This is a genomic window from Arthrobacter sp. NPDC058097 (assembly GCF_042884885.1).
Classification (GTDB): domain Bacteria; phylum Actinomycetota; class Actinomycetes; order Actinomycetales; family Micrococcaceae; genus Arthrobacter.
Map to the genome: position 1 here is coordinate 195,449 of NZ_JBHVSZ010000003.1, position 26,467 is coordinate 221,915.

20 protein-coding genes are annotated in these 26,467 nt (G+C 67.7%); 9 read left to right on the forward strand and 11 right to left on the reverse strand.

The features are described from left to right. Positions 1 to 6: 6 nt before the first annotated feature. Positions 7 to 2,514: an FAD-dependent oxidoreductase gene (locus ACFVTE_RS07405; protein WP_387098708.1), complete on the forward strand. Its 2,508-nt coding sequence runs from the start codon at positions 7 to 9 to the stop codon at positions 2,512 to 2,514. Between the two features lie 219 nt (positions 2,515 to 2,733). Here ACFVTE_RS07405 and ACFVTE_RS07410 read toward each other — a convergent pair whose 3' ends face one another. The 9 genes from ACFVTE_RS07410 to ACFVTE_RS07450 all read right to left on the reverse strand — a co-directional run bounded on the left by ACFVTE_RS07410 (position 2,734) and on the right by ACFVTE_RS07450 (position 15,143). Beyond that, entirely contained in the window at positions 2,734 to 5,094 is a 2,361-nt protein-coding gene (locus ACFVTE_RS07410; protein ID WP_387098710.1) for an FdhF/YdeP family oxidoreductase, read from the reverse strand. A gap of 119 nt (positions 5,095 to 5,213) precedes the next feature. Continuing rightward, complete coding sequence (locus tag ACFVTE_RS07415; protein WP_387098712.1) at positions 5,214 to 5,834, reverse strand: MBL fold metallo-hydrolase; 621 nt, start codon at positions 5,832 to 5,834, stop codon at positions 5,214 to 5,216. Continuing rightward, complete coding sequence (locus ACFVTE_RS07420; RefSeq protein WP_387098714.1) at positions 5,831 to 6,994, reverse strand: S-(hydroxymethyl)mycothiol dehydrogenase; 1,164 nt, start codon at positions 6,992 to 6,994, stop codon at positions 5,831 to 5,833. Before ACFVTE_RS07420 ends, ACFVTE_RS07415 begins: the two co-directional genes overlap by 4 nt. Before the next feature lie 58 nt (positions 6,995 to 7,052). Beyond that, complete coding sequence (locus ACFVTE_RS07425) at positions 7,053 to 8,693, reverse strand: APC family permease (RefSeq protein WP_387098716.1); 1,641 nt, start codon at positions 8,691 to 8,693, stop codon at positions 7,053 to 7,055. 165 nt (positions 8,694 to 8,858) lie between these two features. Then, the gene (locus tag ACFVTE_RS07430) at positions 8,859 to 10,367 is read right to left on the reverse strand and encodes an aldehyde dehydrogenase family protein (protein WP_387098718.1); all 1,509 of its coding nucleotides are present in this window, start codon (positions 10,365 to 10,367) and stop codon (positions 8,859 to 8,861) included. A gap of 4 nt (positions 10,368 to 10,371) precedes the next feature. Further along, positions 10,372 to 12,087, reverse strand: coding sequence for a choline dehydrogenase (gene betA, locus ACFVTE_RS07435; RefSeq protein ID WP_387098720.1), 1,716 nt, complete (start codon positions 12,085 to 12,087; stop codon positions 10,372 to 10,374). A gap of 334 nt (positions 12,088 to 12,421) precedes the next feature. Continuing rightward, complete coding sequence (locus ACFVTE_RS07440; RefSeq protein ID WP_387098722.1) at positions 12,422 to 13,006, reverse strand: TetR/AcrR family transcriptional regulator; 585 nt, start codon at positions 13,004 to 13,006, stop codon at positions 12,422 to 12,424. 56 nt (positions 13,007 to 13,062) lie between these two features. After that, positions 13,063 to 14,436 carry an ATP-binding protein gene (locus tag ACFVTE_RS07445; protein WP_387098724.1) on the reverse strand — a complete coding sequence of 458 codons (1,374 nt, stop codon included), beginning with the start codon at positions 14,434 to 14,436 and terminating at the stop codon, positions 13,063 to 13,065. A 23-nt stretch (positions 14,437 to 14,459) separates the two neighbouring features. After that, positions 14,460 to 15,143: a response regulator transcription factor gene (locus tag ACFVTE_RS07450; protein WP_387098726.1), complete on the reverse strand. Its 684-nt coding sequence runs from the start codon at positions 15,141 to 15,143 to the stop codon at positions 14,460 to 14,462. A gap of 298 nt (positions 15,144 to 15,441) precedes the next feature. Between ACFVTE_RS07450 and ACFVTE_RS07455 the strand changes: the two genes are divergently transcribed. From ACFVTE_RS07455 to ACFVTE_RS07475, 5 genes are all read left to right on the forward strand, one after another. Next, positions 15,442 to 16,581, forward strand: a complete 1,140-nt coding sequence (locus ACFVTE_RS07455; protein WP_387098728.1) for a SpoIIE family protein phosphatase — start codon at positions 15,442 to 15,444, stop codon at positions 16,579 to 16,581. Further along, on the forward strand, positions 16,578 to 18,584 hold the full coding sequence (locus tag ACFVTE_RS07460; RefSeq protein WP_387098730.1) for a glycosyltransferase family 2 protein: 2,007 nt from the start codon (positions 16,578 to 16,580) through the stop codon (positions 18,582 to 18,584). Before ACFVTE_RS07455 ends, ACFVTE_RS07460 begins: the two co-directional genes overlap by 4 nt. Beyond that, positions 18,574 to 18,906 (forward strand): STAS domain-containing protein, encoded by a 333-nt coding sequence (locus ACFVTE_RS07465; protein ID WP_387098732.1) that lies wholly within the window; start codon positions 18,574 to 18,576, stop codon positions 18,904 to 18,906. The genes ACFVTE_RS07460 and ACFVTE_RS07465 overlap by 11 nt, the downstream gene beginning before the upstream one ends. Beyond that, positions 18,899 to 19,327 carry an ATP-binding protein gene (locus ACFVTE_RS07470; RefSeq protein WP_387098734.1) on the forward strand — a complete coding sequence of 143 codons (429 nt, stop codon included), beginning with the start codon at positions 18,899 to 18,901 and terminating at the stop codon, positions 19,325 to 19,327. The genes ACFVTE_RS07465 and ACFVTE_RS07470 overlap by 8 nt, the downstream gene beginning before the upstream one ends. A 91-nt stretch (positions 19,328 to 19,418) precedes the next feature. Then, on the forward strand, positions 19,419 to 20,735 hold the full coding sequence (locus ACFVTE_RS07475; RefSeq protein WP_387098736.1) for a glycoside hydrolase family 26 protein: 1,317 nt from the start codon (positions 19,419 to 19,421) through the stop codon (positions 20,733 to 20,735). A gap of 14 nt (positions 20,736 to 20,749) precedes the next feature. On the opposite strand, the gene opgC is transcribed toward ACFVTE_RS07475, so the two are convergent. Further along, positions 20,750 to 23,230, reverse strand: a complete 2,481-nt coding sequence (gene opgC, locus ACFVTE_RS07480) for an OpgC domain-containing protein (protein WP_387098738.1) — start codon at positions 23,228 to 23,230, stop codon at positions 20,750 to 20,752. Further along, the gene (locus tag ACFVTE_RS07485; protein ID WP_387098740.1) at positions 23,227 to 24,498 is read right to left on the reverse strand and encodes an ATP-binding protein; all 1,272 of its coding nucleotides are present in this window, start codon (positions 24,496 to 24,498) and stop codon (positions 23,227 to 23,229) included. The genes opgC and ACFVTE_RS07485 overlap by 4 nt, the downstream gene beginning before the upstream one ends. A 256-nt stretch (positions 24,499 to 24,754) precedes the next feature. Between ACFVTE_RS07485 and uraD the strand changes: the two genes are divergently transcribed. The 3 genes from uraD to ACFVTE_RS07500 are packed head-to-tail and all read left to right on the forward strand — an operon-like array spanning position 24,755 to position 26,456. Beyond that, positions 24,755 to 25,252, forward strand: coding sequence for a 2-oxo-4-hydroxy-4-carboxy-5-ureidoimidazoline decarboxylase (gene uraD, locus ACFVTE_RS07490; protein ID WP_387098742.1), 498 nt, complete (start codon positions 24,755 to 24,757; stop codon positions 25,250 to 25,252). Further along, complete coding sequence (gene uraH, locus ACFVTE_RS07495) at positions 25,249 to 25,587, forward strand: hydroxyisourate hydrolase (protein ID WP_387098744.1); 339 nt, start codon at positions 25,249 to 25,251, stop codon at positions 25,585 to 25,587. The genes uraD and uraH overlap by 4 nt, the downstream gene beginning before the upstream one ends. 11 nt (positions 25,588 to 25,598) lie before the next feature. Then, the gene (locus ACFVTE_RS07500; RefSeq protein ID WP_387098746.1) at positions 25,599 to 26,456 is read left to right on the forward strand and encodes a fumarylacetoacetate hydrolase family protein; all 858 of its coding nucleotides are present in this window, start codon (positions 25,599 to 25,601) and stop codon (positions 26,454 to 26,456) included. Positions 26,457 to 26,467 lie beyond the last annotated feature (11 nt).

The window sequence follows — 26,467 nt, forward strand, 5'->3', positions numbered from 1 at the left end:
CACACCATGAGCGCATCACCACGCGTCGTCATCATCGGCGCCGGCATCGTCGGCACCAACCTCGCGGACGAGCTGGCCAGCCGCGGCTGGAACAACATCACCGTCGTCGAGCAAGGCCCGCTGGAACTGGCCGGCGGGTCCACGTCGCATGCCCCCGGCCTGGTGTTCCAGAACAACCCGTCCAGGACCATGACGGAATTCGCCACGTACACCGTGAACAAGCTGCTCTCCCTGAGCAAGGACGGACAGTCCTGCTTCAACCAGGTGGGCGGCCTGGAACTGGCAACCACTCCGGAGCGACTGGCCGACCTGAAGCGCAAGATGGGTGTGATGACCTCCTGGGGCGTCGAAAGCCGGATCGTCGACGCCGATGAATGCGAAAAGATCTATCCGCTGCTGAACACCGGCAAGCTCACCGGCGGCCGCGAGGTCCTGGCCGGCCTGCTCATCCCCACCGACGGCATTGCCCTTGCTGCCCGTGCCGTGCAGCTGCTGATCGAGCGCTCCAGGGAACGCGGCGTGACCTACCTCGGCTCCACGACCGTCACCGGCATTTCCCAGTGGGGCGGCAAGGTCACCGGCGTCGAGACCTCCTCTGGCGTGATTCCGGCCGACATCGTGGTCTCCTGCGCCGGCTTCTGGGGCCGTGAGCTCGGCAAGATGATCGGCCTGGAGGTGCCGCTGCTGCCGCTGGCCCACCAGTACGTCGTCAGCACTCCCCTTGCCGAGCTCGAGGGCGTCAACGAGCTTCCCAAGGGCGCCAGCAAGCCCATCCTCCGCTACCAGGACAAGGACCTGTACTACCGCGAATGGGGCAACCGCATCGGCATCGGCAGCTATGCCCACCGCCCGATGCCGGTGGACATGTCCGCCCTGCCCAAGGTCGCCGCCGACGAGATGTCCGACCACCGCATGCCCTCGCGCCTGGACTTCACCCTGGAAGACTTCGTCCCCGCCTGGGAAGACAGCCAGGACCTGTTGCCGGCACTGCGGAGCGCCGCGATCGAGGACGGCTTCAACGGCATCTTCTCGTTCACCCCCGACGGCGGCCCGCTGATCGGCGAAGCCCCGGACCTCTCGGGCTTCTTCGTTACCGAGGCGGTGTGGGTGACCCACTCCGCAGGTGTTGCCAAGGCCGTGGCCGAACTGCTCATCGAGGGCCGTTCCCGCACCGACCTGCACGGCACCGAGCTCACCCGCTTCGAGAAGGTGCAGACCAGCGACGAGTACGTCAGCGAAACCTCGCAGCAGAACTTCGTGGAGATCTACGACGTCCTGCACCCGCTGCAGCCCAAGGAATCCCCGCGGGACCTGCGCGTGAGCCCGTTCAACGTCCGGCAGAAGGAACTCGGGGCGTTCTTCCTCGAGGCTTCCGCCTGGGAGCGGCCGCACTGGTTCGAGGCCAACCGCCCCCTGCTGGACGAACTGCCGGCCGAGTGGCAGGCGCCGGAACGCGAGCCCTGGGCCGCCATGTTCTCCTCCCCCATTTCGGCGGCCGAAGCGTGGAAGACACGGACCGCCGTCGCGCTTTACGACATGACGCCGCTGAAGCGGCTGGCCGTCAACGGCCCGGGCGCCCAGGCGCTGCTGCACCGGCTGAGCACCGGCAATATCGCCAAGAAGCCGGGGGCCGTCACCTACTGCCTGCTGCTGGAGCACGACGGCGGCATCCGCAGCGACGTGACCGTCGCACGGCTCGGGGAGGAGGACTTCCAGCTCGGCGTGAACAGCAACGTGGACTTCGACTACCTGCGCGTGGAGGCCCGGAAGCAGTCGGCCGCCGACCCGGCGAAATGGGTGCACGTCACCGACATCACGGGCAGCACCTGCTGCATCGGCCTGTGGGGCCCGCTGGCGCGCGAAGTGATCGCCAAAGTCAGCGCGGACGATCTCAGCAATGACGGCCTGAAGTACTTCCGCACCAAGGAAATTTCGGTGGGCGGCATCCCCGTCACGGCCATGCGGCTGTCCTACGTGGGCGAACTTGGCTGGGAGCTGTACACCACCGCCGAATACGGCCTCAAGCTCTGGGACCTGCTGTTCGAAGCCGGACAGGAGCACGGCATCATCGCCGCCGGCCGCGGCGCCTTCAACAGCCTGCGCCTGGAGAAGGGCTACCGGCTCTGGGGCACGGACATGAACACCGAGCACAACCCGTACCAGTCCGGCCTCGGCTTCTCGGTGGCGAAGGACAAGGAAGGCTACGTGGGGGCCGAGGCCCTGGTGGCGCTCAAGGAACAGCCGGCCGAGAAGGTGCTGCGCTGCCTGACGGTCGACGACGGAACGTCCATCGTGCTGGGCAAGGAACCCGTGTACGTGGACGGGGTGGCCTCCGGTTACGCCACCAGCGCGGCGTACGGCTACTCCATCCGCAAGCCAATCGCCTACGCCTGGCTGCCCGCCGCTGTCTCGGAGGGTGACGCCGTGGAGATCGAGTACTTCGGCAGCCGCGTCGCGGCCACGGTCAGCGCCGAGCCGCTGTTCGACCCTGGCATGGAGCGCCTCCGCGGCTGACACCTCTCGGGGGCCGTCCTGACCCTGTTTGCAGAAAGAACGACGGCGACACACCGGCAAGTCCGGAGTGTCGCCGTCGTTTTTGGTTAATAGGGGGTCAGGACGGCGGGGCGCCGGGTTGCACGGGAAAAGGCCCAAGCGAACGGCCCCGCTTCCGGAAGGAAACGGGGCCGTTCTGCCTGGAACCCTGGTTGGGAGTACCAGCGGGTGTTGGACCTGCTAGCGGGCCGCAGCGGCCTCAAGGCCTGCCGCCTCAGCAGCCTCCGCGGCGGCGACGCCCCCGGCGTGCGGTTCGAAGCGGACGAACATGGCCTTGAACCCGGGGGTGTTGGACACGCGGGCCACGTTTTCCTTGTGGACCAGGGCGTTGGCCTCGGGGAAGTACGCAGCGGCGCAGCCCTTCGCCGTCGGGTAGGCAACCAGGCGGAACTTCTCCGCGCGGCGGTCATTGCCCTGGAACGTGCTCACCACGTCCACGAGGTCGCGGTCCTTGAAGCCCTGCTCGGCGAGGTCCTCCGGGTGCACCAGGATCACGCGGCGGCCGTCGGAGATCCCGCGGTACCGGTCGTCGAGGCCGTAGAACGTGGTGTTGTACTGGTCGTGGCTGCGGATGGTCTGCAGCACGAGGTGGCCGGCCGGCGGCGTCAGGTACTCCAGCGGGCTGACCGTGAACCGGCCCCGGCCAATGTCCGTGGCGAAGGAACGGGTGTCCCGGGGCGGGTTGGGCAGCACGAAGCCGTTCCTGGTCCGAACCCTGGCGTTGAAGTCCTCGAACCCGGGCAGGACCCGGGCGATGTGGTCGCGGACCACGTCGTAGTCCTCGGCCATGGCCTTCCAGTCCACGGAGTGGTCCGGGCCAAAGGTGGCCTCGGCCATCCGGGCCACGATCACCGGCTCGGCGAGCAGGTGGTCGGAGACCGGCGTGAGCCGGCCCTGGGTGGAGTGGACCACGGACATGGAGTCCTCAACGGACAGGAACTGGGCGCCCTTGGGGTGCTTGTCGTCCTTGTCCGTCCGCCCCAGCGTGGGAAGGATAAGCGAGGTGCGGCCGTGCACGATGTGCGACCGGTTCGGCTTGGTGGAGATGTGGACGGTCAGGCCAATCCGCTGCATCCCGGCTTCCAGGGTTTCCGTGTCCGAGCACGCCAGCGAGAAGTTCCCGCCCATGGACACGAACACATCCACCTCGTCGCGCTCGAACGCCTCCATGGACTCGACGGCGTCGTGGCCGTGGTGCCGCGGGGACTGGATGCCGAACTCCTTGTCCAGGGCCTCCAGAAGCCATTCCTTCGGCTTCTCCCAGATGCCCATGGTCCGGTCGCCCTGGACATTGGAATGTCCGCGCACGGGGCACGCACCGGCGCCGGGCTTGCCGAAGTTGCCCTGCAGCAGCAGGACGTTGACCATTTCCTTGATGGTGTCCACCGAGTGCGGCTGCTGCGTGACGCCCAGCGCCCAGCAGAAGATGCTGGCCTTGGACTTCACCAGCATCCCGGCCACGGTCTCGATCTGCTGCCGGCTCAGGCCGGTGGCCAGCTCCGTCTCCTCCCAGTCGAGCTCCTGGCGGGCTGCGACGTACGCGTCAAAGCCGTCGGTCTGCGCGTCAATGAAGGAACGGTCGACGACGGTGCCCGGGTTCTGCTCTTCGGCTTTCAGGAGCAGGTGGCCCAGTGCCTGGAACAGCGCGAGGTCGCCGCCCACCTTGATCTGCAGGTATTCGTCGGCCAGCGGCGTGCCGCCGCCCACCACGCCGGAGAGCGTCTGGGGGTCGCGGAAGTTGAACAGGCCGGCCTCGGGCAGCGGGTTCACGGCCACCACCTTGCCGCCCTTGTCCTTGCACTCCTTCAGCGCGGACAGCATGCGGGGGTGGTTGGTGCCGGGGTTCTGGCCCACGACGAAGATCAGCTCGGCGTCGTGGATGTCATCCAGCGATACCGTGCCCTTGCCGATGCCGATGGTCGGGTTCAGCGCGGAACCGGAGGACTCGTGGCACATGTTGGAGCAGTCCGGCAGGTTGTTGGTGCCCAGGGACCGGGCGAACAGCTGGTACATGAACGCCGTCTCGTTGGCCGTGCGGCCCGAGGTGTAGAAGACGCAGCGGTCCGGTGTGGTGGCCCGGATGTGCTCCCCGATCAGCTCGAAGGCATCAGCCCAGGAGATAGGCGAGTAGTGCGTCTCCCCTTCCCGGATGACCACCGGTTCGCTGAGCCGGCCCTGGTTTCCCAGCCAGTACTCGGTCTTTTGGGACAGCTCAGCGATGGAGTGCCTGGCCCAGAACTCCGCCCCCACGGTCCGCAGCGTGTTCTCCTCCGCCACGGCCTTGGCGCCGTTCTCGCAGAACTCGGCGGCCTTGCGCTTCTTGTCCGACTCCGGCCACGCACAGCCCGGGCAGTCAAACCCGCCGCGCTGGTTCAGCCGCAGCAGCGACTGCGCCGTGCGGGTCACGCCGGCCTGCGCCACGGCGCGTTCCAGCGCCACCATCACGGCTTTGACGCCGGCGGCTTCGGTCTTCGGCTTGTGGACTTCAAGCTCGTCCTCGTTGATGTCCGCGACGGGGGCGGGCTGCTTCCCGAACTTCATTGTTCCAACTTCCTAACCGGCTGCTTTCGTGCCTGTTTTGATCGCCACGAAGGCGCGCCAGGCATTCCTGGCGCGCCTTCGTGTGGCGATCTTGTCATTGTTCTTACTGTGCCACCTGTTTATTGGGTGGCTTTGGCGAGGGTTTCGCGTTCGGCGGCGATGGTGGTGTTCTCGCCGTGTCCGGTCCTGACGATGGTGTCCGCGGGCAGGGTGAGGAGCCGTTCGCGGATGGAGGTCAGGATGGTGGGGTAGTCGCTGTAGGAGCGGCCGGTGGCGCCGGGTCCGCCGTTGAACAGGGTGTCGCCGGTGAACACGGTCCCTTCGGTGTCGAGGTGGAAGCAGGTGGACCCGGGTGAGTGGCCCGGGGTGTGGATCGCCTTCAGCGTGGCGCCGGCGACCTGGAACTCGTCCCCGTCCCTGATGGCCCGGTCCGGGGTGGTGCCGGGGTAGACCTGTTCCCAGAGGACCTGGTCCTCCGGGTTCAGCCAGACCGGGGCACCGACCGCCTGGGCGAGTTCGCGGGCGGCGCCGATGTGGTCGTTGTGCGCGTGCGTGAGCAGGACCGCGAGGACCTTCCGGCCGGCCACGGCGTTGATGATCGCGGTGGCGTCGTGCGGGGAATCAATGACCACGCACTCCTCATCGTTGCCCACGATCCAGACGTTGTTGTCCACATCCCAGGTCCCGCCGTCCAGCGAGAACGTCCCCGAGGTGACCAGGTTCTCGATCCTGACGCTCATGCGCCGGCTCCCTGGGCTGCGGCGGACCGGGCTGCGGCGGACCGGGTTTCGGTCTGCCGGGTGTGGGTGGCGGGCTGGATTTCGACGACGGAGCGCAGGACCTTGCCTTCGTGCATTTTGTCGAACGCTTCCTCGACCTGGTCGATCGTGATCCGTTCGGACACGAACGCGTCCAGGTCCAGGTTCCCCTGCTTGTAGTGGGAGACAAGCATCGGGAAATCCCGGGAGGGCAGGCAGTCCCCGTACCAGGAGGACTTCAGCGACCCGCCCCGCCCGAACACATCCAGCAACGGCAACTCCAGCACCATCTCCGGGGTCGGGACACCGACCAGGACCACCCGGCCGGCCAGGTCGCGGGCGTAGAACGCCTGCTTATAGGTTTCCGGGCGTCCCACGGCCTCGATCACCACGTCCGCGCCGTTCCCGCCCGTCAGTTCCCGGATCGCCTCGACCGGGTCAGCGGTGCGGGAGTTCACCCCGTGCGTCGCGCCCAAAGACTTGGCCATCTCGATCTTGTTCTCATCAATGTCCACGGCAATGATCGTCGTCGCGCCGGCGAGCTTCGCCCCGGCGATCGCCGCGATCCCGACCCCGCCGCAGCCGATCACGGCCACCGACTCGCCGCGCCTGACCTCACCGGTGTTGATCGCCGCCCCGATCCCGGCCATCACACCACAGCCCAGCAAACCCACGGCGGCCGGGTCCGCGTCCTCATCAACCTTGGTGCACTGCCCCGCAGCAACCAGCGTCTTCTCCGCGAACGCCCCGATCCCCAGCGCCGGAGACAGCACGGTCCCGTCCTCCAGCGTCATCTTCTGCGCCGCGTTGGCCGTGTTGAAACAATACTGCGGCTGGCCCTTCGCACACGCCCGGCACTGCCCGCACACCGCACGCCAGTTCAGGATCACCCGGTCCCCCGGAGCCACCTCCGTCACACCCTCACCCACCGCGGACACAACACCGGTCGCCTCATGGCCCAGCAGATACGGGAACTCATCCCCAATACCACCCAGCTTGTAATGCAGATCCGTATGGCACACCCCGCACGTCAGAACATCAACCAAAGCCTCACCCGGACCCGGATCCGGCACCAGAACCGTCTCCACCGACACCGGAGCATCCTTCGCCCTGACAACAACTGCCTTCACTCTATGAACCATAAGGTCACATTCCTTTCCTGGGCCCGGGGGCCCTTTGGCTGCGGCACCTCAGCCCAATCTAACCGACTTGCTGCGGTTCGAAATCCCCGTCCCGAGGACCGGACATTCCACTCCCCGTGCTGCTGGCGTCGAGGCCGGCGGGCGGCTCCTGCGCGGGCACCGGGACCGGGATCGTAGCCGGGGCAGCGTGCTCGGCGAGGACCCCCGTCTGGTGCCTGATCTTCAGGCGGTAGAGCAGCGCACCGCCGCCGGTAACGGCGGCGACGAAGAGGACCCCGCCCCATTGCAGGTACCACTCGAACGGCGGCACCGAGTTGTAGATCTCGGGGCGGGGCCAGATCAGGTTCACCGTCATGGCGCCGCCCCACAGGACCGCCAGGATGTTCACGGGCAGTCCCCACTTGCCCATGCTGAAGCCGGTCTCGGAGTGGTCCCCGGTGCCCGGCCACTTCTTCACCAGGCGCTTGCGCAGCATGGGGACGGTCACCAGCAGGTAGGACAGGTAGATCAGGACGATGCTAATGCTGGACAGAATGGTGAAGATGGCAGGCTGCGTGATGTTGACGAGCAGCGGGATGACGGCCAGGACGCCGATCACGATGGCTGCCACGGTGGGGGTCTTGCGGACCGGGTCCACCTTGCTGAGCTGGCGGCTGAAGGGCAGGTTGTTGTCCCGGGCCATGGCGAACATCATCCGGATGGCGGCGGCGTGGACGGCCAGCGTGCAGACCACCACGGCAACGACGATGCACACCAGGAAGGCCTTGCCGAAGGGGCCACCCAGGACGGAGAGCACGATGTGCTGCAGGCCTCCGTCGGCAGCTCCGATCTTGGGGTCGGTGAGGTCCGGCGCGGCCAGGATGCCGAAGAGCAGGATCAGCCCGCCCAGCAGGAAGGACGCGGTGACGGCGCGCAGGATGGCCTTGGGGGCAGTCCGCTTCGGGTCCTTGGTTTCCTCACCGAGGGAGCTGGCGGTGTCGAAGCCGTACATGACGTAGCCGGAGGCCATGGCCCCGATGAGGAAGACGCCGAAGAAGCCGAGGTCGTGGCCCTCGCCGAAGCCGGCGGTGTCGAAGAAGACCCCGGGTCCCCGGACCACGTGCCAACCCAGCGCGAGGATGAGCAGCACGGCCGCGATCAGCTCGACGAACACGCCGATGCTGTTGATCCGGGTCATGAGCTTCACGCCGAACGCGTTGATGAGGGTGGAGATGGTGATCATGATGGTGGCGAGCAGAACCCCGTTAAGGGCGAAGTCGTACGTGCCGGTGCCGTCGCCGACGATCTGGAATCCGGACCACAGCTGCGGCAGGGTGATCTGCAGCGCCAGCGCCACGGACCCCAGCGCCATGATGGAGGACAGCAGCAGCAGCCAGCCGGCGAGCCAGGCCGAGGTCCCGGAGGCGAGGCGCTTGGCCCAGTTGTAGACCGAGCCGGCCACGGGGTAGCGGCCTGCCAGTTCGGCAAAGCACAGCGCCACCATCAGCTGGCCGACGAAAACGATGGGCCAGGACCACGCGTATGCGGGGCCGGCCATGGAGAAACCAAAGTAGAACAGTTGAAAAACGCCGGTGAGGATGGAGATGTAGCTGACGCCGGCGGCGAAGCTGGCGAACTTGCCGATGCTCCGGTCCAGGGTCTGGGCATAGCCGAACTCGTCCATGCCGCTTGAATCAGTACTCTTGCTGGGTTCCAACATCTGAACTCCTAAGTAAGAAAAGCACGATGGTGATGACCCGCGGCCGCCTTTGGACGCGGGTAACACTACACGCACGTGAAGTCACACGCAGGTGGATTCACGCAGGTGTATCGACGGCCGGGCACCGCGCTGCAGCGCCCGGCCGTCTTCCCCCAAAGTTGATGCCTAGCCAGCTGCGCCGAACCAGCCGCTCGGGGCGGGGGCGACGTTCTGCCAGATGTGCTTGGCTTCGCGGTACTCAGCCAGGCCTGCCTGGCCGAGCTCACGGCCGATTCCGGACTTCCCGAAACCGCCCCATTCGGCCTGCGGGACGTAGGGGTGGTAGTCATTGATCCACACCGTGCCGTGGCGGAGGGCGCCCGCGACCCGCTGGGCTTTGGATGCGTCCGAGGTCCACACCGCGCCGGCCAGGCCGTACTCGGTGTCGTTCGCGATCCCGATGGCCTCGGCCTCGGTCCGAAACGTCTCGACCGTCAGCACCGGGCCGAACGATTCTTCCTGCAGCACGCTCATCCCGGACCTGCAGTTGCCAAGTACGGTGGGCGGGTAGAAGTACCCGTCGGCGAGCGGCCCGTCATCGGGGATGTAGCCGCCGCACAGCAGCTCCGCGCCCTCGGCGATACCGGCCTGGACGTAGGCGTGGACCTGGTCCCGGTGCCTGGTCGAGATCAGCGGCCCCGTTTCGGCGTCGGAATCGAAGGGCCCGCCCATCCGGATCTTCTTCGCCCGCTCGACCACCTCGGCCACGAAGCGCTCGGCGATGGTCTCCTCGACGACGAGCCGTGCTCCTGCCGAGCAGACCTGACCGGAGTGCAGGAACACCGCGGTCAGGGCGTTGTCGACGGCGGCGTCCCAGTCCGCGTCCGCGAAGACGACGTTGGGGTTCTTCCCGCCAAGCTCGAACGCCACCCGCTTCACGGTTTCGGCAGCGGCGGCCATGATCGTCTGCCCCGTGGCCAAACTTCCCGTCAGGGAGACGAGGTCGACTCGCGGGTCGGAGCTGAGCGGTCCGCCCACTTTCGACCCGGACCCGGTGACCAGGTTCGCGACGCCGGCGGGGACGCCTGCCTCTGCGAGGGTCTCCATGAGCAGGATCGAGGTGGACGGCGTGAGCTCGCTGGGCTTGAGCACGAACGAGTTCCCGGTGACCAGTGCCGGCGCGACCTTCCACGCCGCCTGCAGCAGCGGGTAGTTCCACGGCGCAATCAGCGCGCAGACCCCGAGCGGTTCGTAAACCACACGGCTGATGGCGTCCGCCCGGCCGGTGTCGATGACCCGGCCGGCGTCCAGCCCGGCGATCTTGCCGTAGTACCGGAAGCACGCGGCGATATCGTCCATGTCGTACTCTGCCTCCACGAGCCGCTTGCCCGTGTCCAGCGCCTCGGCCCGCGCATAGGCGGCCTTGTCACGCTCAAGGAGGTCCGCGACACGAAGCATGACCGCACCGCGCTCGATGTCCGTCAGCCGCCGCCACGGTCCGTCGTCGAACGCGGCCCGTGCACTGGCGATCGCCCGCTCCGCGTCCTCCGCCGTGGACTTCGCGACCACAGCGACCTCCCGCCCGTCCGCCGGGCACCGCACAACGGTGGTCCCGCCGTCGGACGGCTGTTGCCATTCGCCGTCGATGTACAGTCCCCGGGCGAGCTCAAGCTTGGTATCGATTGTCACGCTCATGCCCTTAGCCCTTCGCTGCCAAGGCGGCTGCTGCCGGCGCAGATCCGCTGCGTTCCAGCGGGCTCACGCCGTGCCGGTAGAACTCGGCGTGCTGGGGTGCGAGCGGTGCTTTGCCGGCAATCAGGTCGGCCGCCTTTTCGGCGAGCATCATCACCGGGGCGTAGATGTTGCCGTTGGTGACGTAGGGCATGGCCGAGGCGTCCACCACGCGGAGGCCGCTGGTGCCGTGCACGGTCATGTCCAGCGGGTTCACCACGGCCATGGGATCCGAGTCCGGGCCCATCTTCGCGGTGCAGGAGGGGTGCAGCGCCGTCTCGGCGTCGCGGGCCACCCAGTCGAGGATCTCCGCGTCGGTCTGCACGGCGCGGCCGGGCGAAAGCTCGCCGCCGTTGAAGGGCCCCATGGCGGACTGGCCGAGGATGTCGCGGGCGACGTGGATCGCCTCGACCCACTCGCGGCGGTCCTGGTCGGTGGAGAGGTAGTTGAAGATCATCGACGGGTGCACCGTGGGATCGGTGGACTTGATCTTCAGGCTGCCTCGGGCGTCGGAGTACATGGGCCCGATGTGCACCTGGTAACCGTGCTTGGCGTCCGCCTTCTGGCCGTCGTAACGGACGGCCACCGGGAGGAAGTGGAACATCAGGTTGGGGTAGTCCACGTCCTCGTTGGAGCGGACGAAGCCGCCGCCCTCGAAGTGGTTGGTGGCGGCCGGACCCTTGCGTCCCAGCATCCACTGCAGGCCGATCCACGGCATGCGCCAGACGTCCAGGGCCGGCTGCATCGAGACCGGCTGGGTGCAGGCGTGCTGGATGTAGACCTCGAGGTGGTCCTGGAGGTTTTCGCCGACGCCGGGAAGGTTCACCACGGAGTTGATGCCCAGCGAGTTCAGGTGGGCAGCGTTTCCCACGCCGGAGAGCTGCAGCAGCTGCGGAGTGTTGATGGCGCCGCCGGCCAGGATCACTTCGCCCGCGGTCACCTGGTGGGTCTTGCCGTTGCGGCGGTAGGTGACGCCGGTGGCCACGTTGCCCTTGAAGTTGACCTTGGTGACGAGGGCGCGGGTCAGGACGGTCAGGTTCTTCCGGCCGAATTCCGGCCGCAGGTAGGCGCGGGAGGCGGAGAGGCGCTGGCCCTTGTGGACGTTCCGGTCGAACGCGGCGAAGCCTTCCTGGCGGTAGCCGTTGACGTCGTCGGTCAGCGGGTAGCCGGCCTCTTGGGCGGCGGCGAAGAAGGCCTGGAACAGCGGGTTGGTGGCGGGGCCGCGCTCCAGCACCAGCGGGCCGGAGTGTCCGCGCAGTTCATCGTCGGGGTCGGCGGCGAGCGCGTTTTCCATCCGGTTGAAGTACGGCAGGCAGTGCGCGAAGTCCCAGGTTTCCATGCCGGCGTCGGCGCCCCAGCGCTCGTAGTCGAGCGGGTTGCCGCGCTGGAAGATCATGCCGTTGATGGAGCTCGAGCCGCCCAGAACCTTGCCGCGGGCGTGAGCCACGCGCCGGCCGCCCATGTGGGGCTCGGGATCGGACTCGTAGCGCCAGTCATAGAACGGGTTGCCGCTGGGGAAGGTCAGCGCGGCGGGCATCTGGATGAAAAGGTCCCAGGGGTAGTCGCTCCGACCGGCCTCCAGGACCAGGACGCTGCTCTGGCCTCCGTCGCTCAGGCGGTTGGCGAGCACGGAGCCCGCGCTTCCGCCGCCGACGATGACGTAGTCGTAATTGGTCTGTGTCATGCAAAATCTCCTTCTACCTGGTGCAGGTCACCTGCCGGAGCGGATTACTCATCGTCCGGAGGAAGCTGGCGGTGGGGTTTGACGAGATGGTCAGGGAGTGCGGCTGGTGGTGTTTTTCCTGAGCCGCAGTCCGGAAGCCGCCGATGAAACGCCGTTATTTCCGCGGGGGCCCCGCTTGTGTGGTGTAGGTCATACACAAGCAGATTAGTGCAGATTGAACAAGTGTTCAAGGTTAAAACTGAACCGATGTTCAAGTATTTTTTGGGCACAGGTCTGCCAGGGCCGGGGTGTTCGGGTTTTGGTTAGGGCTTGTTGCCGCTTGGGCTTGTTGCCGCTACGCGGCGAAGGCGATCTGCTCCGTGCGCGCGAGGCTCCGCTGGATCGATGCCTCGTCCACGCCAAGGAGGGCAGTGAGCCACATGCCGTTCTGCACGACGACGATATCCGCCGCCCGCTCCTTGCATTCAGTGGCGGAAAGCTCTGGTTTGGCATTCCCGATCAGGGCCGCGAGCCCATCCAGATAGCGGTCAAAGGCTGCCGCATTGATCAGCGCAAAGTCTTCGTCGGCCTGCGCGAGCGCCCACAGGTGGAGGCGGAGGGACAGGTGCTGCGTGGTCAGCAGTTCCGGGTCCGCAACGCGCCGGAGGGCCTTTTGGAGCTGTTCGTCCGGGGACGATGCCGGGTCGGGCGCCACCAGTTCAAGGTCGCTCTCGTCAATCCGGTGCAGGGCCGCACGGATCAGGCTCGACTTGTCTTCGTAGTAGTAGTTCACGAGCCCGAGCGCCACCCCGGCTTCGCGGGCAACGGCGCGCATACTCACACCCGAGATGCCGTGGCGTGACAGCAGGTCCAGCGCCGCTTCGAGAATGCGCGCTTGCCTGTCAACCTGTTCGCCGGATTTCACGGTGCCTGTATCCACTGAGCCAGACTATGGCTAAACCCGTTATGGTGCATCTGCTGTCCACGAGTGGGGTGTCAGGGGCGCGGTGCGGACTTGAACTTGACGCGGGCATCCAGGCCCGGGGAGTCAGGCCTGGCTTCGAGGGACGCCGCCGCGCCGCTGGCCTCGGCGAGCTGCTGGACGATGGCCAGGCCCAGGCCGCTGCCCTCGGACGTCGACTGGCCGCGCCAAAAGCGGTTGAAAGCCCGGTGCCGGTCCTCCTCGGAAAGCCCGGGACCGTCGTCGAGCACGTGAAGCTCATAGCCTCCGGAGGCTCCGTCCGGCCGGACCACCAGGCGGATCTCCGAGCCCTGGGGGGCCACGGCCAGGGCGTTGTCGATGAGGTTGTCGATGATCTGTTCTGCTGCGCCGGGCATGGCCATCACCCTGGCCTCCGGAACAGCGTCCAGCACCGTCCGCACCCCGCTTTCCTCGGCCAGGGCCTCCCACTGCTCCACGCGGTTCCGGGCGATCTCGCTGAGGTCCACGTCCTCCCGGTCCACATGGCGGCTGTCCGCTCGGCTCAGGAGGAGCAGTCCGTCAATGATCCGCTGCAGCCGGTACGTCTCCTCCAGCGAGTCAGCCACCATGACGCGAGCGCCCTCGGGATCGTTGCCGACGGCGTCCACGGCGTTCTCCAGCCGCAGCCGCAGTCCTGTCAGCGGGGTGCGCAGCTGGTGCGACGCGTCGCTGGCAAATCCGCGCTGCTGCTGCAACAGGTGCTCCAGGCGGTCGGCCATCTGGTTGAAGGACCGGGCCAGTGCGCGCAGCTCCGGCGGCCCCTGCTCCTCCTCGGTGCGGGTGGCCAGATTGCCTTCCGCCAGCAGCTCCGTGGCTTTCTGCAGCCGCTTGATCCGCCGCGTCACGGCGCCAGCCATCAGGTAGGCCAGCAGTCCGGCGAGCAGCACGGTGGTGCCCGCTACCGCCCACATCACCCTGAGCTGGCCGGACACCCTGTCGTCCACCACGGAGGCCGGATAGGTCAGGCGCACCGCCCCGGTGATGTTCTCGCCACTGAGGACGGGAACCGTGACGTACACCAGGTCGAACCCCAGCGTGTCCGAGTGGCGCTGGCCGGAGGTGATCTGGCCGGCGAGCGCCGCGGAAATCTCGGGGCGCGAAAGGTATGAGGCACCGGTGGCCGACTGGTCGTCGTCGGACGTCACTACCGCCGTCCCGGCACGGTCCACAATTACGACGCGGGCGCCGCTGGCGCGCCCGTAATCCCGGACGGCGGTGGTCACCGGCCCGGAGGCAGAGACACCGGATTCCAGCAGGTGGTGCGCCCGCCCGCTGAGCAGGAAGGCGTCGCGTTCCAGCGAGGTGGCCAGGCGGTCGCGTTCCGCCCGGACGAGGTAGCTGCCGAGCGGAATGTCCTGCACCAGCACCACCAGGAGCGTAATGGCCATGAACGCACCAATCAGCCGCCACCTCACCCGGGCACGTCCAGCCTGAATCCGACGCCGCGCACCGCCTCGATCCAGCGGGGGTCGCCGAGCTTCTTCCGGATTGCGGCCACGTGCGCGTCCAGGGTCTTGGTGGTTCCGTACCAGGTGCCGTCCCACACGGCACGAAGGATGTCGCCGCGCTGGCATACGGCGCCGGGATCCTCGGCCAGGTAGTACAGGAGCTCGAACTCCTTGGCGGTGAGGTGGATTTCGGTGCCGTCCACCAGCACCCTGCGGGAGCGCTGGTCGATGCTCAGGGTGCCGATCACGCGGGTGCCGTCGGCCGGCGGGGCGGTCTCGGACTGCGGATCGGCCGTGCGGCGGGCCACCGCCCGGATCCGGGCGATGAGTTCGCGCATGCCAAACGGCTTCACCAGATAGTCGTCGGCCCCCAGTTCCAGGGCCAGCACGCGGTCGATCTCCTCGTCCCGGGCACTGACGACGATGATCGGCGTCATGGTCAGGGAGCGGATGGACCGGCAAACGTCCGTGCCGTCCATGTCCGGCAGCCCAAGGTCAAGGAGCACGAAGTCAGGGCTGGAGGACCGGACCTCGGCGAGCGCCGCTGCCCCGTCGGCGACGTGCCGGGCCTGGAAACCGGCCCGGGTCAGGCCCTCCAGCACGCCGGCAGCCACGGATTCGTCGTCTTCAACCACCAGGATCTGCATATCCGATTATCTTCCGGCCGGAACGGTTCCACGGCGGATAGCCACGGCCTGACCAGCCTACTTCTCCGAGCTTCGACAATTCTTGGGCCTCCGAGGGCCCCCAACCACCCCCTCCGCCGCCAGACGCTTCCTCGGCTCCTGCAGGAAAAACCCCAACCCTTCCGCACCGATTGCGGAAGCGTTGGCCGAAAGACTGCGAAAGCTGAGGAAGCGTCGGGAGGAACACCGCAGCAAGTGATAGCTGGACTTGTTGCAGGTGTGGCGTGACAAGTCTGCAGAGACAGGAGTTAATAGAGGCATGTCTTCAACCCCTGAGCCGCGCCGCGCCGTCGTGATCGAGGACGACCCGGATATCAGGGGCCTGCTGGTCCGGGTACTGTCCAAGCAAGGCTTCGACGTCACCGAGGCCGGCGCCGGCTTCCCGGGCATCGAGGCGGTCCGGAACACGAAAGCGGACCTGGTCACGCTGGACCTGAACCTTCCCGACCTGGACGGGCTGGAGGTCTGCAAGCGGCTGCGGGAGTTCTCGGACGCCTTCATCATCATGCTCACGGCCAGGGTGGACGAGCTGGACAAGCTCACCGGCCTGGACAACGGGGCGGACGACTACATCAACAAGCCCTTCAGCCCGCGCGAGTTCCAGTCCCGGATCAACGCGCTGTTCCGCCGCTCCCGTACCCCCGCCGCGGACGAGGCCGCCCAGAACGAACTCCGGCGCGCCGCCGAGGTCCAGCAAAGCCTGCTTCCCCGCGAGGAGGTCCGGCTGGAGGGCTACGAGGTGGCAGGCGTGTTCCGCCCCTCCCGCAGCGTGGGCGGCGACTTCTACGACTGGTACCAGACGCCCGGCGGGCTGCACCTGACGTTCGCCGACGCCATGGGCAAGGGCATGGGCGCCGCCCTCATCGCGGCGACCGCCCGGGCAGTGATGCGCTCCGTCCGCCACGAGCCGGACCTCGGCAGCGCCTTCAGCCTTGCCAGCCGCTCGATCGCGTCGGACCTTGACATCTCCGGGTCCTTCGTCACGCTCTTCCACGCCCGGCTGCACGCCGGTTCCGGCACGGTCAGCTACGTCGACGCCGGCCACGGCCTGGCGATCCACGTCCAGGCCGACGGCGGTGCCCAGCGGCTTCCGTCCGCCGGCCCGCCCGTCGGGGCGTGGGGGGACGCCGGCTGGACCGAAGCGGACCTGGAGCTTGGCGCCGGCGATTCGCTCGTCGTCGTGAGCGACGGCGTCCTTGACGTGTTCGGCTCCGTCGAGGAGTTCACCGATGCCGTCCGCCGGGCGACGCACGGGCAACCCACCGCGGAGGCGGCCTGCGCTGCACTGCTCCAGCTGGCCCCGGCCGAGACCGCGGAGGACGATGTCACCGCGGTGGTGGTGCGGCGCCGGGCGCTGGCACAGGCGGCGGCCGAGGTTGCCGGAACGGCTGGGCAGTGAAGCGTTTCTGGACCCGCGTGGTGGTGCTCCTGACGGTGCTCCTGGGAATCAACTACATCGCCTGGCGCTGGCTGGCCTCGCTGAACTGGGAGGCCTGGTGGATCGCCGTGCCGCTCGTGGCCGCGGAGACCTACAGCCTGATCGACGTCATGCTGTTCGGCATGACCGTGTGGCGCCTGAAAATCCGCAAGGCCGCGCCGCCGCCTCCAGCCGACGCCACCGTGGACGTCTTCATCACCACGTACAACGAGCCGCTGGACCTCGTGATGACCACGGCCCTCGCGGCGAAGCGCATCCGGCATCCGCACAGCACCTGGATCCTCGACGACGGCGCCCGCCCCGAGATGCAGCGCCTCGCCGAGGAGCACGGGCTGGGGTATGTCACCCGCAGCGCGGACTGGAAGAACATGCCCCGGCACGCGAAGGCCGGCAACCTCAACAACGCCCTGATGGTCACCGAGGGCGAGTTCCTGCTGATCCTCGACGCCGACCAGATCCCCGAGCCGGACATCCTCGACAAGACGCTCGGCTACTTCACCAACCCCAAGGTTGCACTGGTGCAGACGCCGCAGTACTTCAGCAACGTCCCCGCCTCCGATCCCCTGGGCAGCCAGGCGCCGCTGTTCTATGGCCCCATCCAGCAGGGCAAGGACGGCTGGAACGCGGCCTTCTTCTGCGGCTCCAACGCCATCCTCCGCCGCGAGGCCCTCATGCAGCTTGGCCTGGTGGGATACGTCAAGGAGACGGAAAAGAGCATCCGCCGCGCCCTGGCCGCCTCCCAGTCGGCCATCCGCAAGGCCCGGAAGTCGGCCGATTCGGACAACCTCCTCGTGGCCCAGATGCTGGACGAGGTGGAGGCCGCCACCACGGAGGCCCGGAGTAGGCTCGACGACGGGGAATCCCTCAGCGAGATCACCTACCGGGTGCGCCGGAAGGTGGACGAGGCTGTCCAGGCCCTCGTCCAGGCAGATGTGTCAGCGCTGCAGGCAGACCTTGAGGAAATCGCCGCCATGGAACTGGCGCACGTGGGTGATTCCGGCGTCCCCGTTGTGGCCGACGACGCGGTGCAGCGCATGTCCGCGCGGGACTGGTCCCCGCTGGGTGCCATCGAATCGGTGCAGGCCGTGCTGGACGCCCTCTCCGTGGAACGCACCGGCGAAGCCCAGCCCGTCATGCCGCTGGCCACCATCTCCGTGACCGAGGACATGGCCACGGCCATGCGCATCCACGGCATGGGATGGGAGAGCGTCTACCACCACGAGGTCCTCGCCTACGGCCTCGCGCCGGAGGATCTCGCCACCATGCTGACGCAGCGGCTGCGCTGGGCGCAGGGCACCATCCAGGTGATGCTCCGCGAAAACCCGCTGGTGCAGCACGGCCTGAAACTGGGCCAGCGGCTCATGTACTTCGCCACCATGTGGACGTACCTGAGCGGTTTCGCCGCGGTGATCTACTTTGCCGCCCCCATCGTCTACCTGCTGCTCGGGATCCTGCCGGTCACCAGCCTCAGCGCCGACTTCTTCATCCGGTTCATTCCGTTCATGGTGGTCAACCAGCTGCTGTTTGCCATTGCCGGCCGCGGCATCCCCACCTGGCGCGGGCAGCAGTACAGCCTTGCGCTGTTCCCCACCTGGATCAAGGCATGTACGACGGCGGCCCGGAACGTCTGGTTCGGACGCCCCCTGGGGTTCGCCGTCACCCCCAAGGACCGCCAGACCGGGGGCCCCAGCTGGAGCCTGATCCGGCCGCAGATTGTGGTGTCCGTGCTGCTGGCCATTTCCTCGGTGGTGGGCATCGCGCGGCTTGCCGCCGGGATGTCCGAACCGATCGGTACGCTGGTCAACGTGGCCTGGGTGGTGTTCGACCTCGTGGTTATGAGCATCCTGGTCCGGGCCGTGCTGTACAAGGGTTTTGAAGCAGAGGGTTTTGAGCCTAAGGGTTTTGAAGCAGAGGGTTTTGAAGCAGAGGGTTTGATCGAAGAGAGGAAGACGGATGGATCTTAGTTACGAGGTCAAGGATTCGTACGCCGAAATCAGGGCGGCCGGCCGCCTGAACATGGTGTCTGCGCCCAAGCTGCGGGAGTTCGTGGCGGACGTTGTTGCCTCGGGATCCAGCCGGATCGTTGTGAATCTTGAAGATACTGCATTCATGGATTCCTCGGGACTCGGCGCCCTCATCGGCTGCCTGAAGGCGGCCCGGCAGGCAGGCGGCGACCTCCGCATCGCCGCCGTCCAGCCGCAGGTAAAGATGGTCCTGGAGCTGACCAGCATGGACCGCGTGCTGACGTCCTATGCCACCGCTGACGAGGCGTTCGGCAATGACTGACGTCCTGGCCCGCCGGAACTTCCGGAGCGTTGCCACTCCCGAGTCCGTCGATGCAGTGCACGGCGAGTTGGACGGCCTCTGGGAGGATGCCCCCTTCGTTCCCGATATGGACCGGATGACCTTCGCCACCGCCGTGATCGAGGCCGCCGCCAACGTGGTTCAGCATGCGAAGCCCGAGTCAGAGGACCCCGTGGAACTGGGTGTGGACATCTGCATCCGGCAGTCGAGCCTGCGGGCCAAGGTCAGCGCCTTCGGCGCCGCCAGCCCGGCCATCGACGACGACGATCCCGCCATGCCCGGCGAGGATGCCGAGTCGGGACGCGGGCTGGCTTTGATCCGCGCGCTGGTCACCACCGTGACGTTCACCCGGCAGGACGGGACGAACACCTGGATCCTGGACCGGGACCCCATCGGTTCCTGACGGGTTAGTTCCTGGGGCCTGTGCGAATCCTTGGCTGATGCTGCGCTCCTGCAGCGCATGCGCCGAGATGTTGGCGGTACCTTGAGCGGCTATGAGACTGCCCAGATTCCTTGCCACCGTCATCGCCGCCCTTTGCGTTGCCCTGCCTGGCATCACAGCGGCCGGCATCGCCCCTGCGCAGGCCGCCACGGCCGCCATCAAACTCGACACCGGTTCCGGCCCCGCCGGCACCACTGTCACCGTGACCGGGACCGGGTTCCCCAAGAAAGGTTCCGGAACGCTCAGCGCCGGGGCCAACTCGGCGCCCTTCAGGGCCAGCGCATCGGGCTATTTCACCGCTTCCCTCGTCATTCCGGAGAGCACCGATTTGGTGGTTCCGGTCACGGCCGTGTCCGGCAGGGTGAGCGCCTCGGCCCCCTTCACCCTCACCTACAGCTCCCCCTCCGCCGCCGATCCGGCTGCGCAGGTGGCCCCGGCATCTGCCCCAACCGGCGGGTCTGCCACAGTTGAGGGATCCACGTCGTCTGCGCCGTCATTCCTCCAGCCCAGCACGTCCGCCCTGCGGTTCGGGGTGGGCACCCCCGGCGGGCCGCTCGCTTCGGCGGAGCTGGACGAGGTGGCCGCCCTGACCGGCGAGGCGCCGTCGATCATCCTGTCCTACAAGGACTTCAACCAGGCGCCGCCACTCGCCGAACTCGAGGCCGCCCGGAGCCGCGGGGCCGTGGTGCTCCTGACGTGGGAGCCGTGGTCCTGGGGCGGAGGCACGTCCCAGCCGGCCTACTCGCTGGACCGCATTACCGCCGGCGACTTTGATCCCTACCTACGGCAGTGGGGGCAGGCGCTGGCGAACTGGGGCCATCCGGTGATGCTGCGCTTCGGCCACGAGATGAACGGCAACTGGTACCCGTGGTCCGAACAGCTCAACGTCAACGGCCCGGGCGACTATGTTGCCGCCTGGCGGCACGTCCACGACGTCGTCACCTCCACCGGCGCCGCAAACGTCAGCTGGGTGTGGAACCCGAACGTTCCGTACTGGGGCTCCGCTCCGCTGGACACCCTCTACCCCGGGGCTTCGTACGTGGACGCCGTGGCGCTCGACGGCTACAACTGGGGTACCTCAGCGTCATGGAGCACGTGGGTCTCGCCGTCCCAGCTGTTCGGACAGGGCCTGGCGGAACTCCGCGGCCTGGCTCCCGGCAAGCAGATCCTCATCGGCGAAACATCATCCGCTGAACAGGGCGGGTCGAAGGCCGAATGGACGTCGTCCCTGGTGGGCTATCTGGCCGCCCAGGGTGACGTCACTGCCCTGACCTGGTTCCACTTCAACAAGGAGACCGACTGGCGGATCAACAGCAGCACGGCCGCGGCGGACGCCCTGCGCAACGCCCTGGCCGCCCGCCGGGGCTAGCCAGGTAGGCGCCGTCAGGTGGGGATGATGCGGAACAGGAACCTGGTCCTGACCATGACCCACAGCAGCGCCAGGATCACCGCGTAGGCAGCGGTGTTGAACAGCACCCGGCCCTCCTGCAGGGCCGGGATGTTGGCTATCACGGCGATCAGGGCCACATGGATGATGAAGACGTACAGCGTGGCCCGGCCCAGCGGGATCAGGAACCAGCCCACTGCCCGGTGGACCGGCTTCCAGTACGCCGTCAGCAGCGCGTAAGCGGCCACCACCAGCACCATGACGTTCAGCAGCCGTCCCACGCCGAGGTAGGTCCGGCCGAAGTACGCGTCGTACAGCGCCCGGTAGGTGGTGTCCGGCAGGACGGCCACGCGGACGTCGTAGCTGTTGGCAAGGTAGGGGTTGCCCCAGGCCAGGAACGCGAGACCCGCAGCCAATACCGTGCACGCCGCCACCACCCACGAATGGGCGGCCATCCAGCCGATGATCCGGCGCCTGTGGTAGCCGGCCACCATGCCGAGGATGAACAGCACCTGCCACACCAGCAGTGGAAAGGAATCCTCGAATTCGGACGGCAGGAGCCGGATCCGGAAGATGGCCCCGGCCGCGTACAGCGCCGTGGTGGCGGCCAGCACCCACAGCACCTTTCCGCGCGACAGGGCCCAGAGGACCAGCGGGCTGGCCAGGAGCAGGATCACGTACAGTCCCATGACGTTGAACTGCCAGGGGCCGAACTTCAGCAGCAGGATGCCCGGAATGACCTCGGGCGCCACCGGGAAGTGCAGCAGCGACTCCATTCCCGCGTACAGGTCGTAGGAGCGGCCCGCTCCGCCGCGTCCGGCCGCCCCCGTGCCCTGGTCCACGAACGACGTCAGGGTGTCGGCGTTGATCGCGGGAACCAGGGAGATCAGGAAAACCCCGATCAACACCACGAGGGCTGTGGCATAGAGCTTGCCGGCGCGCTTGGTGGTGTGGTCAACCACGTCACCGAAGCTGTCCCTCACCCGGGGACCGAACACCATGCCCAGCACCAGCCCCGAGAAGAGCACAAAGAGCTCCGCGCCGGACACAAACCCCACGGCTTCCTGGGTGAACAGCTGGAACAGCGAGGTCATGCCCACGTGGTTGACCACCACAAACACAATGGCGAGGCCGCGCAGGAAGTCCACCCGGGAATCGCGCGGGGAGGGATCGCCGTACGCCCAGCCGGCGGCCCGGGGCAGGAAGCGCGGAAGCAGCCAAAGCATGCCCACGACGGCGGCCAGGGCACCCGCCGTCGTCCACGCACCGATTCCGCCGAGGACTTTCCCTACGCCGCCTGACTCGTCGCCGGCCAGCCCGCCTCGGACCGTCACCGGCCCGGTCACCAGGGCTGAGTCCGCCAGCCTCGCGCCGGCGGCCGAGGCGATGCCGGGCTGCCCCGTCAGCCGCCAGTCGATCGCTGCCACCCCGGTGTCGCGGGTGCTGGTCCGTTCGTCCCAGACAACGGCGCCGATCTTCCCGAACCGTGCGGACGAGGCGACGTCGAGTACCTGGTTCCACCAGGCCAGCTTGATCTCCGATTCTGCCGGGCCGCCGGTGGTGGAGCTGAAGAATGCGGCCGTCTGCAGCATCAGCGGCTTGCTGCGGCCCTGCACGTAGTCCGCGTAGAAGTCACCGTAGCCGCCGCGGCCGCCGCTGCCGGTCAGCATGCCGGCCAGCTCGCCGTCGGGCGGAAGGGTGTTGACGGCGGTGGCCCCGCCGGTGTCGTCGTGGTACGCGCCCAGGCCGGCCCACTCCACGGCGTCATCGCCAGGGTAGTACGGGGAATAGGGGTTATCGGCGCCGTCCCAGCGTCCGTCGCCGTTGGTGTCGAGCAGCCTGAAGCCGCCCGACCCCTGGGCGGGGGCGTTGCGGTTCCGTTGGAACGGGTAGTCGCGGCCCAGGAACGGCTGCCACACCATGACGGTTCCCGCGTCGTCCTCGGATTCGAAGGCTGCGGCCACGTCCCGGAACGCGTTCCGGTAGGCCTCCGGCTGCTGGCCCCAGGAGACCCAGCTGGTGTTCATGTCCGGCGCGAACCTGATGTACAGCGTGCCCTGGAAACCGGTGCTGAGCTGTTCCACCGTCCGGGCAAACGCTGCGGCGTCCCCGGCGGACAACTGGTCCAGGGACCGCGAGGGCTTGACTGTCAGCAGGGCGTGGGCTCCCTGCGAGTCGCTTTGCCGGAAGAATTCGCGGAGGTGGACCTTCTCGGCTTCCTGCAGCGGGAAGGCGATGTCGTGGCCGAAGATGGCCGCAGTGGCGCCCAGGCGTTCCGCGAAACCGGCGGCACTGTCCTCGCCCCACTCCAGGGCGGCGCCGAAGAGCGGGCCTCCCCCGGCATCAGCAGTCGCGCCGAAGGCCGGCCCCGCGGCAGGCTCGGTGCCAGCCCGCGCCGGGCTGGCCGCAGCCGAAGTGGCCGGCAGCAGCACGAGCAGGAGCACCAGCAGGAGCGCGCGGACCACGGCGCTGTTCACGGTGCGGCAGGGAAGGTCAGCACCACGGTGGTCCCGCCGCCGGGGGTCTCCGTCAGCGTCAGGTCACCCCCATGCGCCTGCGCGATCCGCCTGCAGGTGGCCAGGCCAAGCCCGGAGCCCTGGCCGTCCCCTTCCCTGTGCAGGCGGACCAGCGGCTCCAGCGCGCGTTCCCTGTCCTCCGGCCTGATCCCCTTGCCGTTGTCCGCCATCAGGACCGCGGTCCCGTGGTAGTTGGAAACGGCGCTGATCCGGATTTCCAGGGGACGGTCCGGGCTGCGGTAGTTCAGGGAGTTGGACAGCAGATTCTGAAGCAGCGCGCGCAGCTGGAGCGGGTCGGCGTGCAGCTGCGCGTCGTCGGAGTCCAGCATGGCCCCGGCACCGAACGGAATGCCGAGATCCCGCGCGGCGTCCGCGGCGGCCCCGCGCAGCGAGACGGGCCGCGGATGCAGGGCTCCGCCCACCTTCGAATAGTCAAGAACGTCCTCGAGCATGGCCAGCATGCGCCTGCCGCTGGCGCCGATGAGCTGCAGATACTCGGCGGCCGGGTGTTCCGGCAGCATGTCCGGATCGTCCTCGCTCAGTTCCACGTAGCCAAGGATCGTGGTCAGCGGAATGCGCAGGTCGTGGCTGACGCGGCCAGCGAACTCGCCCAGCTTGGCGTTGCTCCGCCGCACCTCATCCAGCGCCACGTTCAGCTGCAGCGTCCGGTGCTGGAGTTCCAGGAGTTCCACAGCCTGCTGGGCGAGGAGCTCCAGCATGGCGATCTGCTCCGGCTCGGGGTTTGCCGGGGCCTCGGAGAAAACGCACAGCGAGCCCAGCACAAGGCCCGAGTCAGTCTCCAGCGGCACCGAGGCGTAAAAACGGACGCGGGCGATCTCGCCGGTCACAAACGGATTATTGGCAAAGCGCGGGTCCTCGGACGCATCACTGACCACGGTGGTCTCCCGGGTCAGGAAGACCCGGGCACACATCGAGTCCTCACGGGAGCAAATGCCCGGTTCGACGCCCGACGCCGCGATCTGGCGCTGCTCGTCAGCGGTAATCACATTCACCACGCTGAAGGGGACGTGGCAGAGCTTGGCGGCCAGGTCCACGAGGTTGTCCAGGGCGGTGCGGGCCGCGGCGGTGCGGGCGGAATCGGCTGGGGAACTGCCGCTGACGGGCGGGACGGTGATGCCCTCCTGATCGCCCAGGAGCCCATAGGCCTGCAGCGCTGCCTGCCGGTCAATATCCTGCTCCGGGAGCGTCCGAGCGCCGCTGCCTTTCATCCGTCCCCTATCGCCGCGCGGGACTCCGACCCAGCGTCAAGTCCCCCCGACGCCGATACTATCCGGCCAAGCTCAACCCTGCTGTAGTCTCTTGACACCGGCGGACCCGCTCCGCTTCACTATTACGTATGCTGAAATAACAGTTCCATGATGCGGAACTCGACACTCCCAAGCGTTGGGTGTCGATCGCCGGGAGAGTATCCGGCCTCCGCATAGCCGTCACCATGGATGCCAGCATCTGCCTGAGGATCACAACGTGAAGCTTGCCGAATTCAATGCCGCGGACAGGGACGCCGCCGACGCTGTCCTGCGTCCCTGCATCGACGTCCCGCGCTGGGTGGACCAGATCGCCGCTGCGCGCCCGTTCGCCTCCCGCCAGGAGCTCCTTGACGGAGCCCGCGCTGCCGCCGCACCGTTCACTCCGGAAGAGGTGGAAGGCGCCATGGCGCACCACCCGAGGATCGGTGAACGCCCCGCCGCAAAGACCACCGAGGCCGCCATGTCCCGGTCCGAGCAGGCAGGCGTTGACCCGGCAGACGCCGAGGTGGCCGATGCCCTGGCCCGCGGCAACCGTGCCTACGAGGAGAAGTTCGGCCGGGTCTTCCTGATCCGCGCCGCCGGCCGCACCGCCGCAGAAATCCTGGCAGCGCTGAACGAGCGCTTGGCCAACACCCCGGCGCAGGAAGACGCCATCGTCGCGCAGCAGCTCCGCGAAATCGCACTGCTCCGCCTGGAGGGAGTGATCACCGAATGAGCGTTTCCCACGTAACAACCCACGTCCTGGACACCGGCGCCGGCCGCCCGGCGGCCGGTATCGCCGTCGTGCTTTACGCGCACGACGGCGGCAGCTGGACTGAGCTGGGCCGCGGCACCACCGATGCGGACGGCCGCGCGAAGGACCTTGGGCCGGAGGCCCTGGCCCCCGGGAACTACCGGCTCAACTTCGCCATCGGCGACTACTACGCCCGCCAGGGCGGCACGACGTTCTTCCCGGAGGTGGACCTGGTCTTCGAGGTCACCGGCACCGAGCACTACCATGTGCCGCTGCTGCTGAGCCCGTTCGCCTACTCCACCTACCGAGGCAGCTGAAAGGAGACAGAATGCGGCTGATGCGCATTGGCCAGGCGGGCAACGAGGTTCCGGTGGTCATCGATGACGACGGCCAGGCCTACGACCTGCGGCCGGTAACCCAGGACATTGACGGGAACTTCCTGCAGGCCTGGACCGGCCAGCTGGCAGAACTGGACCTGACCGGCCTGCCCCGGGTGACGGTGGACGGCAAACGGATCGGTGCACCGATCGCCAGGCCCGGCGCCGTGATCGGCGTGGGGCTGAACTACGCTGCACACGCTGCCGAATCCGGTCTGCCGGTGCCGGAGCGTCCCATCATCTTCTTCAAGCATCCAAACACCGTGGTGGGTCCCGACGACGACGTCGTCATTCCGCCCGGGGCGCAGCGGGTTGACTGGGAGGTGGAGCTGGGCGTGGTCATCGGCCGGCGTGCCAGCTACCTGGCCTCCGACGCCGAGGCGGCGGACTGCATCGCGGGCTACGTCCTGTCCAACGACGTCTCCGAGCGCGAGTACCAGCTGGAGCACTCCGGCCCGCAGTGGTCCCTTGGCAAGTCCTGCCCCACCTTCAACCCGGTGGGGCCCTGGCTGGTGCCCGCCGCGGACGTGCAGGCGGAGGAGATACGACTGGCGTCATGGGTCAATGACGAGGTCCGGCAGGACAGCTCGACGGCGGACATGGTCTTCGGACCGGCCGAACTGGTCCGCCGGCTGTCGCAGTACATGGTGCTCGAACCCGGAGACCTCATCACCACAGGCACCCCGGAGGGCGTGGCGCTGTCCGGACGCTTCCCGTACCTGCAGGCCGGGGACGTCATGCGGATGTCCGGCGGGCAGCTCCTGGGCGAACAGCGGCAGCGGCTGGTGCCGGCGGGACCGCAGGCCTGAACACAGCTGGA

Excerpts from the sequence above, each read along its gene's own strand:
- ACFVTE_RS07405 (WP_387098708.1), top strand. The coding sequence starts at position 7 with ATGAGCGCATCACCACGCGTCGTCATCATCGGCGCCGGCATCGTCGGC.
- ACFVTE_RS07410 (WP_387098710.1), bottom strand. The coding sequence starts at position 5,094 with ATGAAGTTCGGGAAGCAGCCCGCCCCCGTCGCGGACATCAACGAGGAC.
- ACFVTE_RS07415 (WP_387098712.1), bottom strand. The coding sequence starts at position 5,834 with ATGAGCGTCAGGATCGAGAACCTGGTCACCTCGGGGACGTTCTCGCTG.
- ACFVTE_RS07420 (WP_387098714.1), bottom strand. The coding sequence starts at position 6,994 with ATGGTTCATAGAGTGAAGGCAGTTGTTGTCAGGGCGAAGGATGCTCCG.
- ACFVTE_RS07425 (WP_387098716.1), bottom strand. The coding sequence starts at position 8,693 with ATGTTGGAACCCAGCAAGAGTACTGATTCAAGCGGCATGGACGAGTTC.
- ACFVTE_RS07430 (WP_387098718.1), bottom strand. The coding sequence starts at position 10,367 with ATGAGCGTGACAATCGATACCAAGCTTGAGCTCGCCCGGGGACTGTAC.
- betA (WP_387098720.1), bottom strand. The coding sequence starts at position 12,087 with ATGACACAGACCAATTACGACTACGTCATCGTCGGCGGCGGAAGCGCG.
- ACFVTE_RS07445 (WP_387098724.1), bottom strand. The coding sequence starts at position 14,436 with ATGGCCATTACGCTCCTGGTGGTGCTGGTGCAGGACATTCCGCTCGGC.
- ACFVTE_RS07450 (WP_387098726.1), bottom strand. The coding sequence starts at position 15,143 with ATGCAGATCCTGGTGGTTGAAGACGACGAATCCGTGGCTGCCGGCGTG.
- ACFVTE_RS07455 (WP_387098728.1), top strand. The coding sequence starts at position 15,442 with ATGTCTTCAACCCCTGAGCCGCGCCGCGCCGTCGTGATCGAGGACGAC.
- ACFVTE_RS07465 (WP_387098732.1), top strand. The coding sequence starts at position 18,574 with ATGGATCTTAGTTACGAGGTCAAGGATTCGTACGCCGAAATCAGGGCG.
- ACFVTE_RS07470 (WP_387098734.1), top strand. The coding sequence starts at position 18,899 with ATGACTGACGTCCTGGCCCGCCGGAACTTCCGGAGCGTTGCCACTCCC.
- ACFVTE_RS07475 (WP_387098736.1), top strand. The coding sequence starts at position 19,419 with ATGAGACTGCCCAGATTCCTTGCCACCGTCATCGCCGCCCTTTGCGTT.
- ACFVTE_RS07485 (WP_387098740.1), bottom strand. The coding sequence starts at position 24,498 with ATGAAAGGCAGCGGCGCTCGGACGCTCCCGGAGCAGGATATTGACCGG.
- uraH (WP_387098744.1), top strand. The coding sequence starts at position 25,249 with ATGAGCGTTTCCCACGTAACAACCCACGTCCTGGACACCGGCGCCGGC.
- ACFVTE_RS07500 (WP_387098746.1), top strand. The coding sequence starts at position 25,599 with ATGCGGCTGATGCGCATTGGCCAGGCGGGCAACGAGGTTCCGGTGGTC.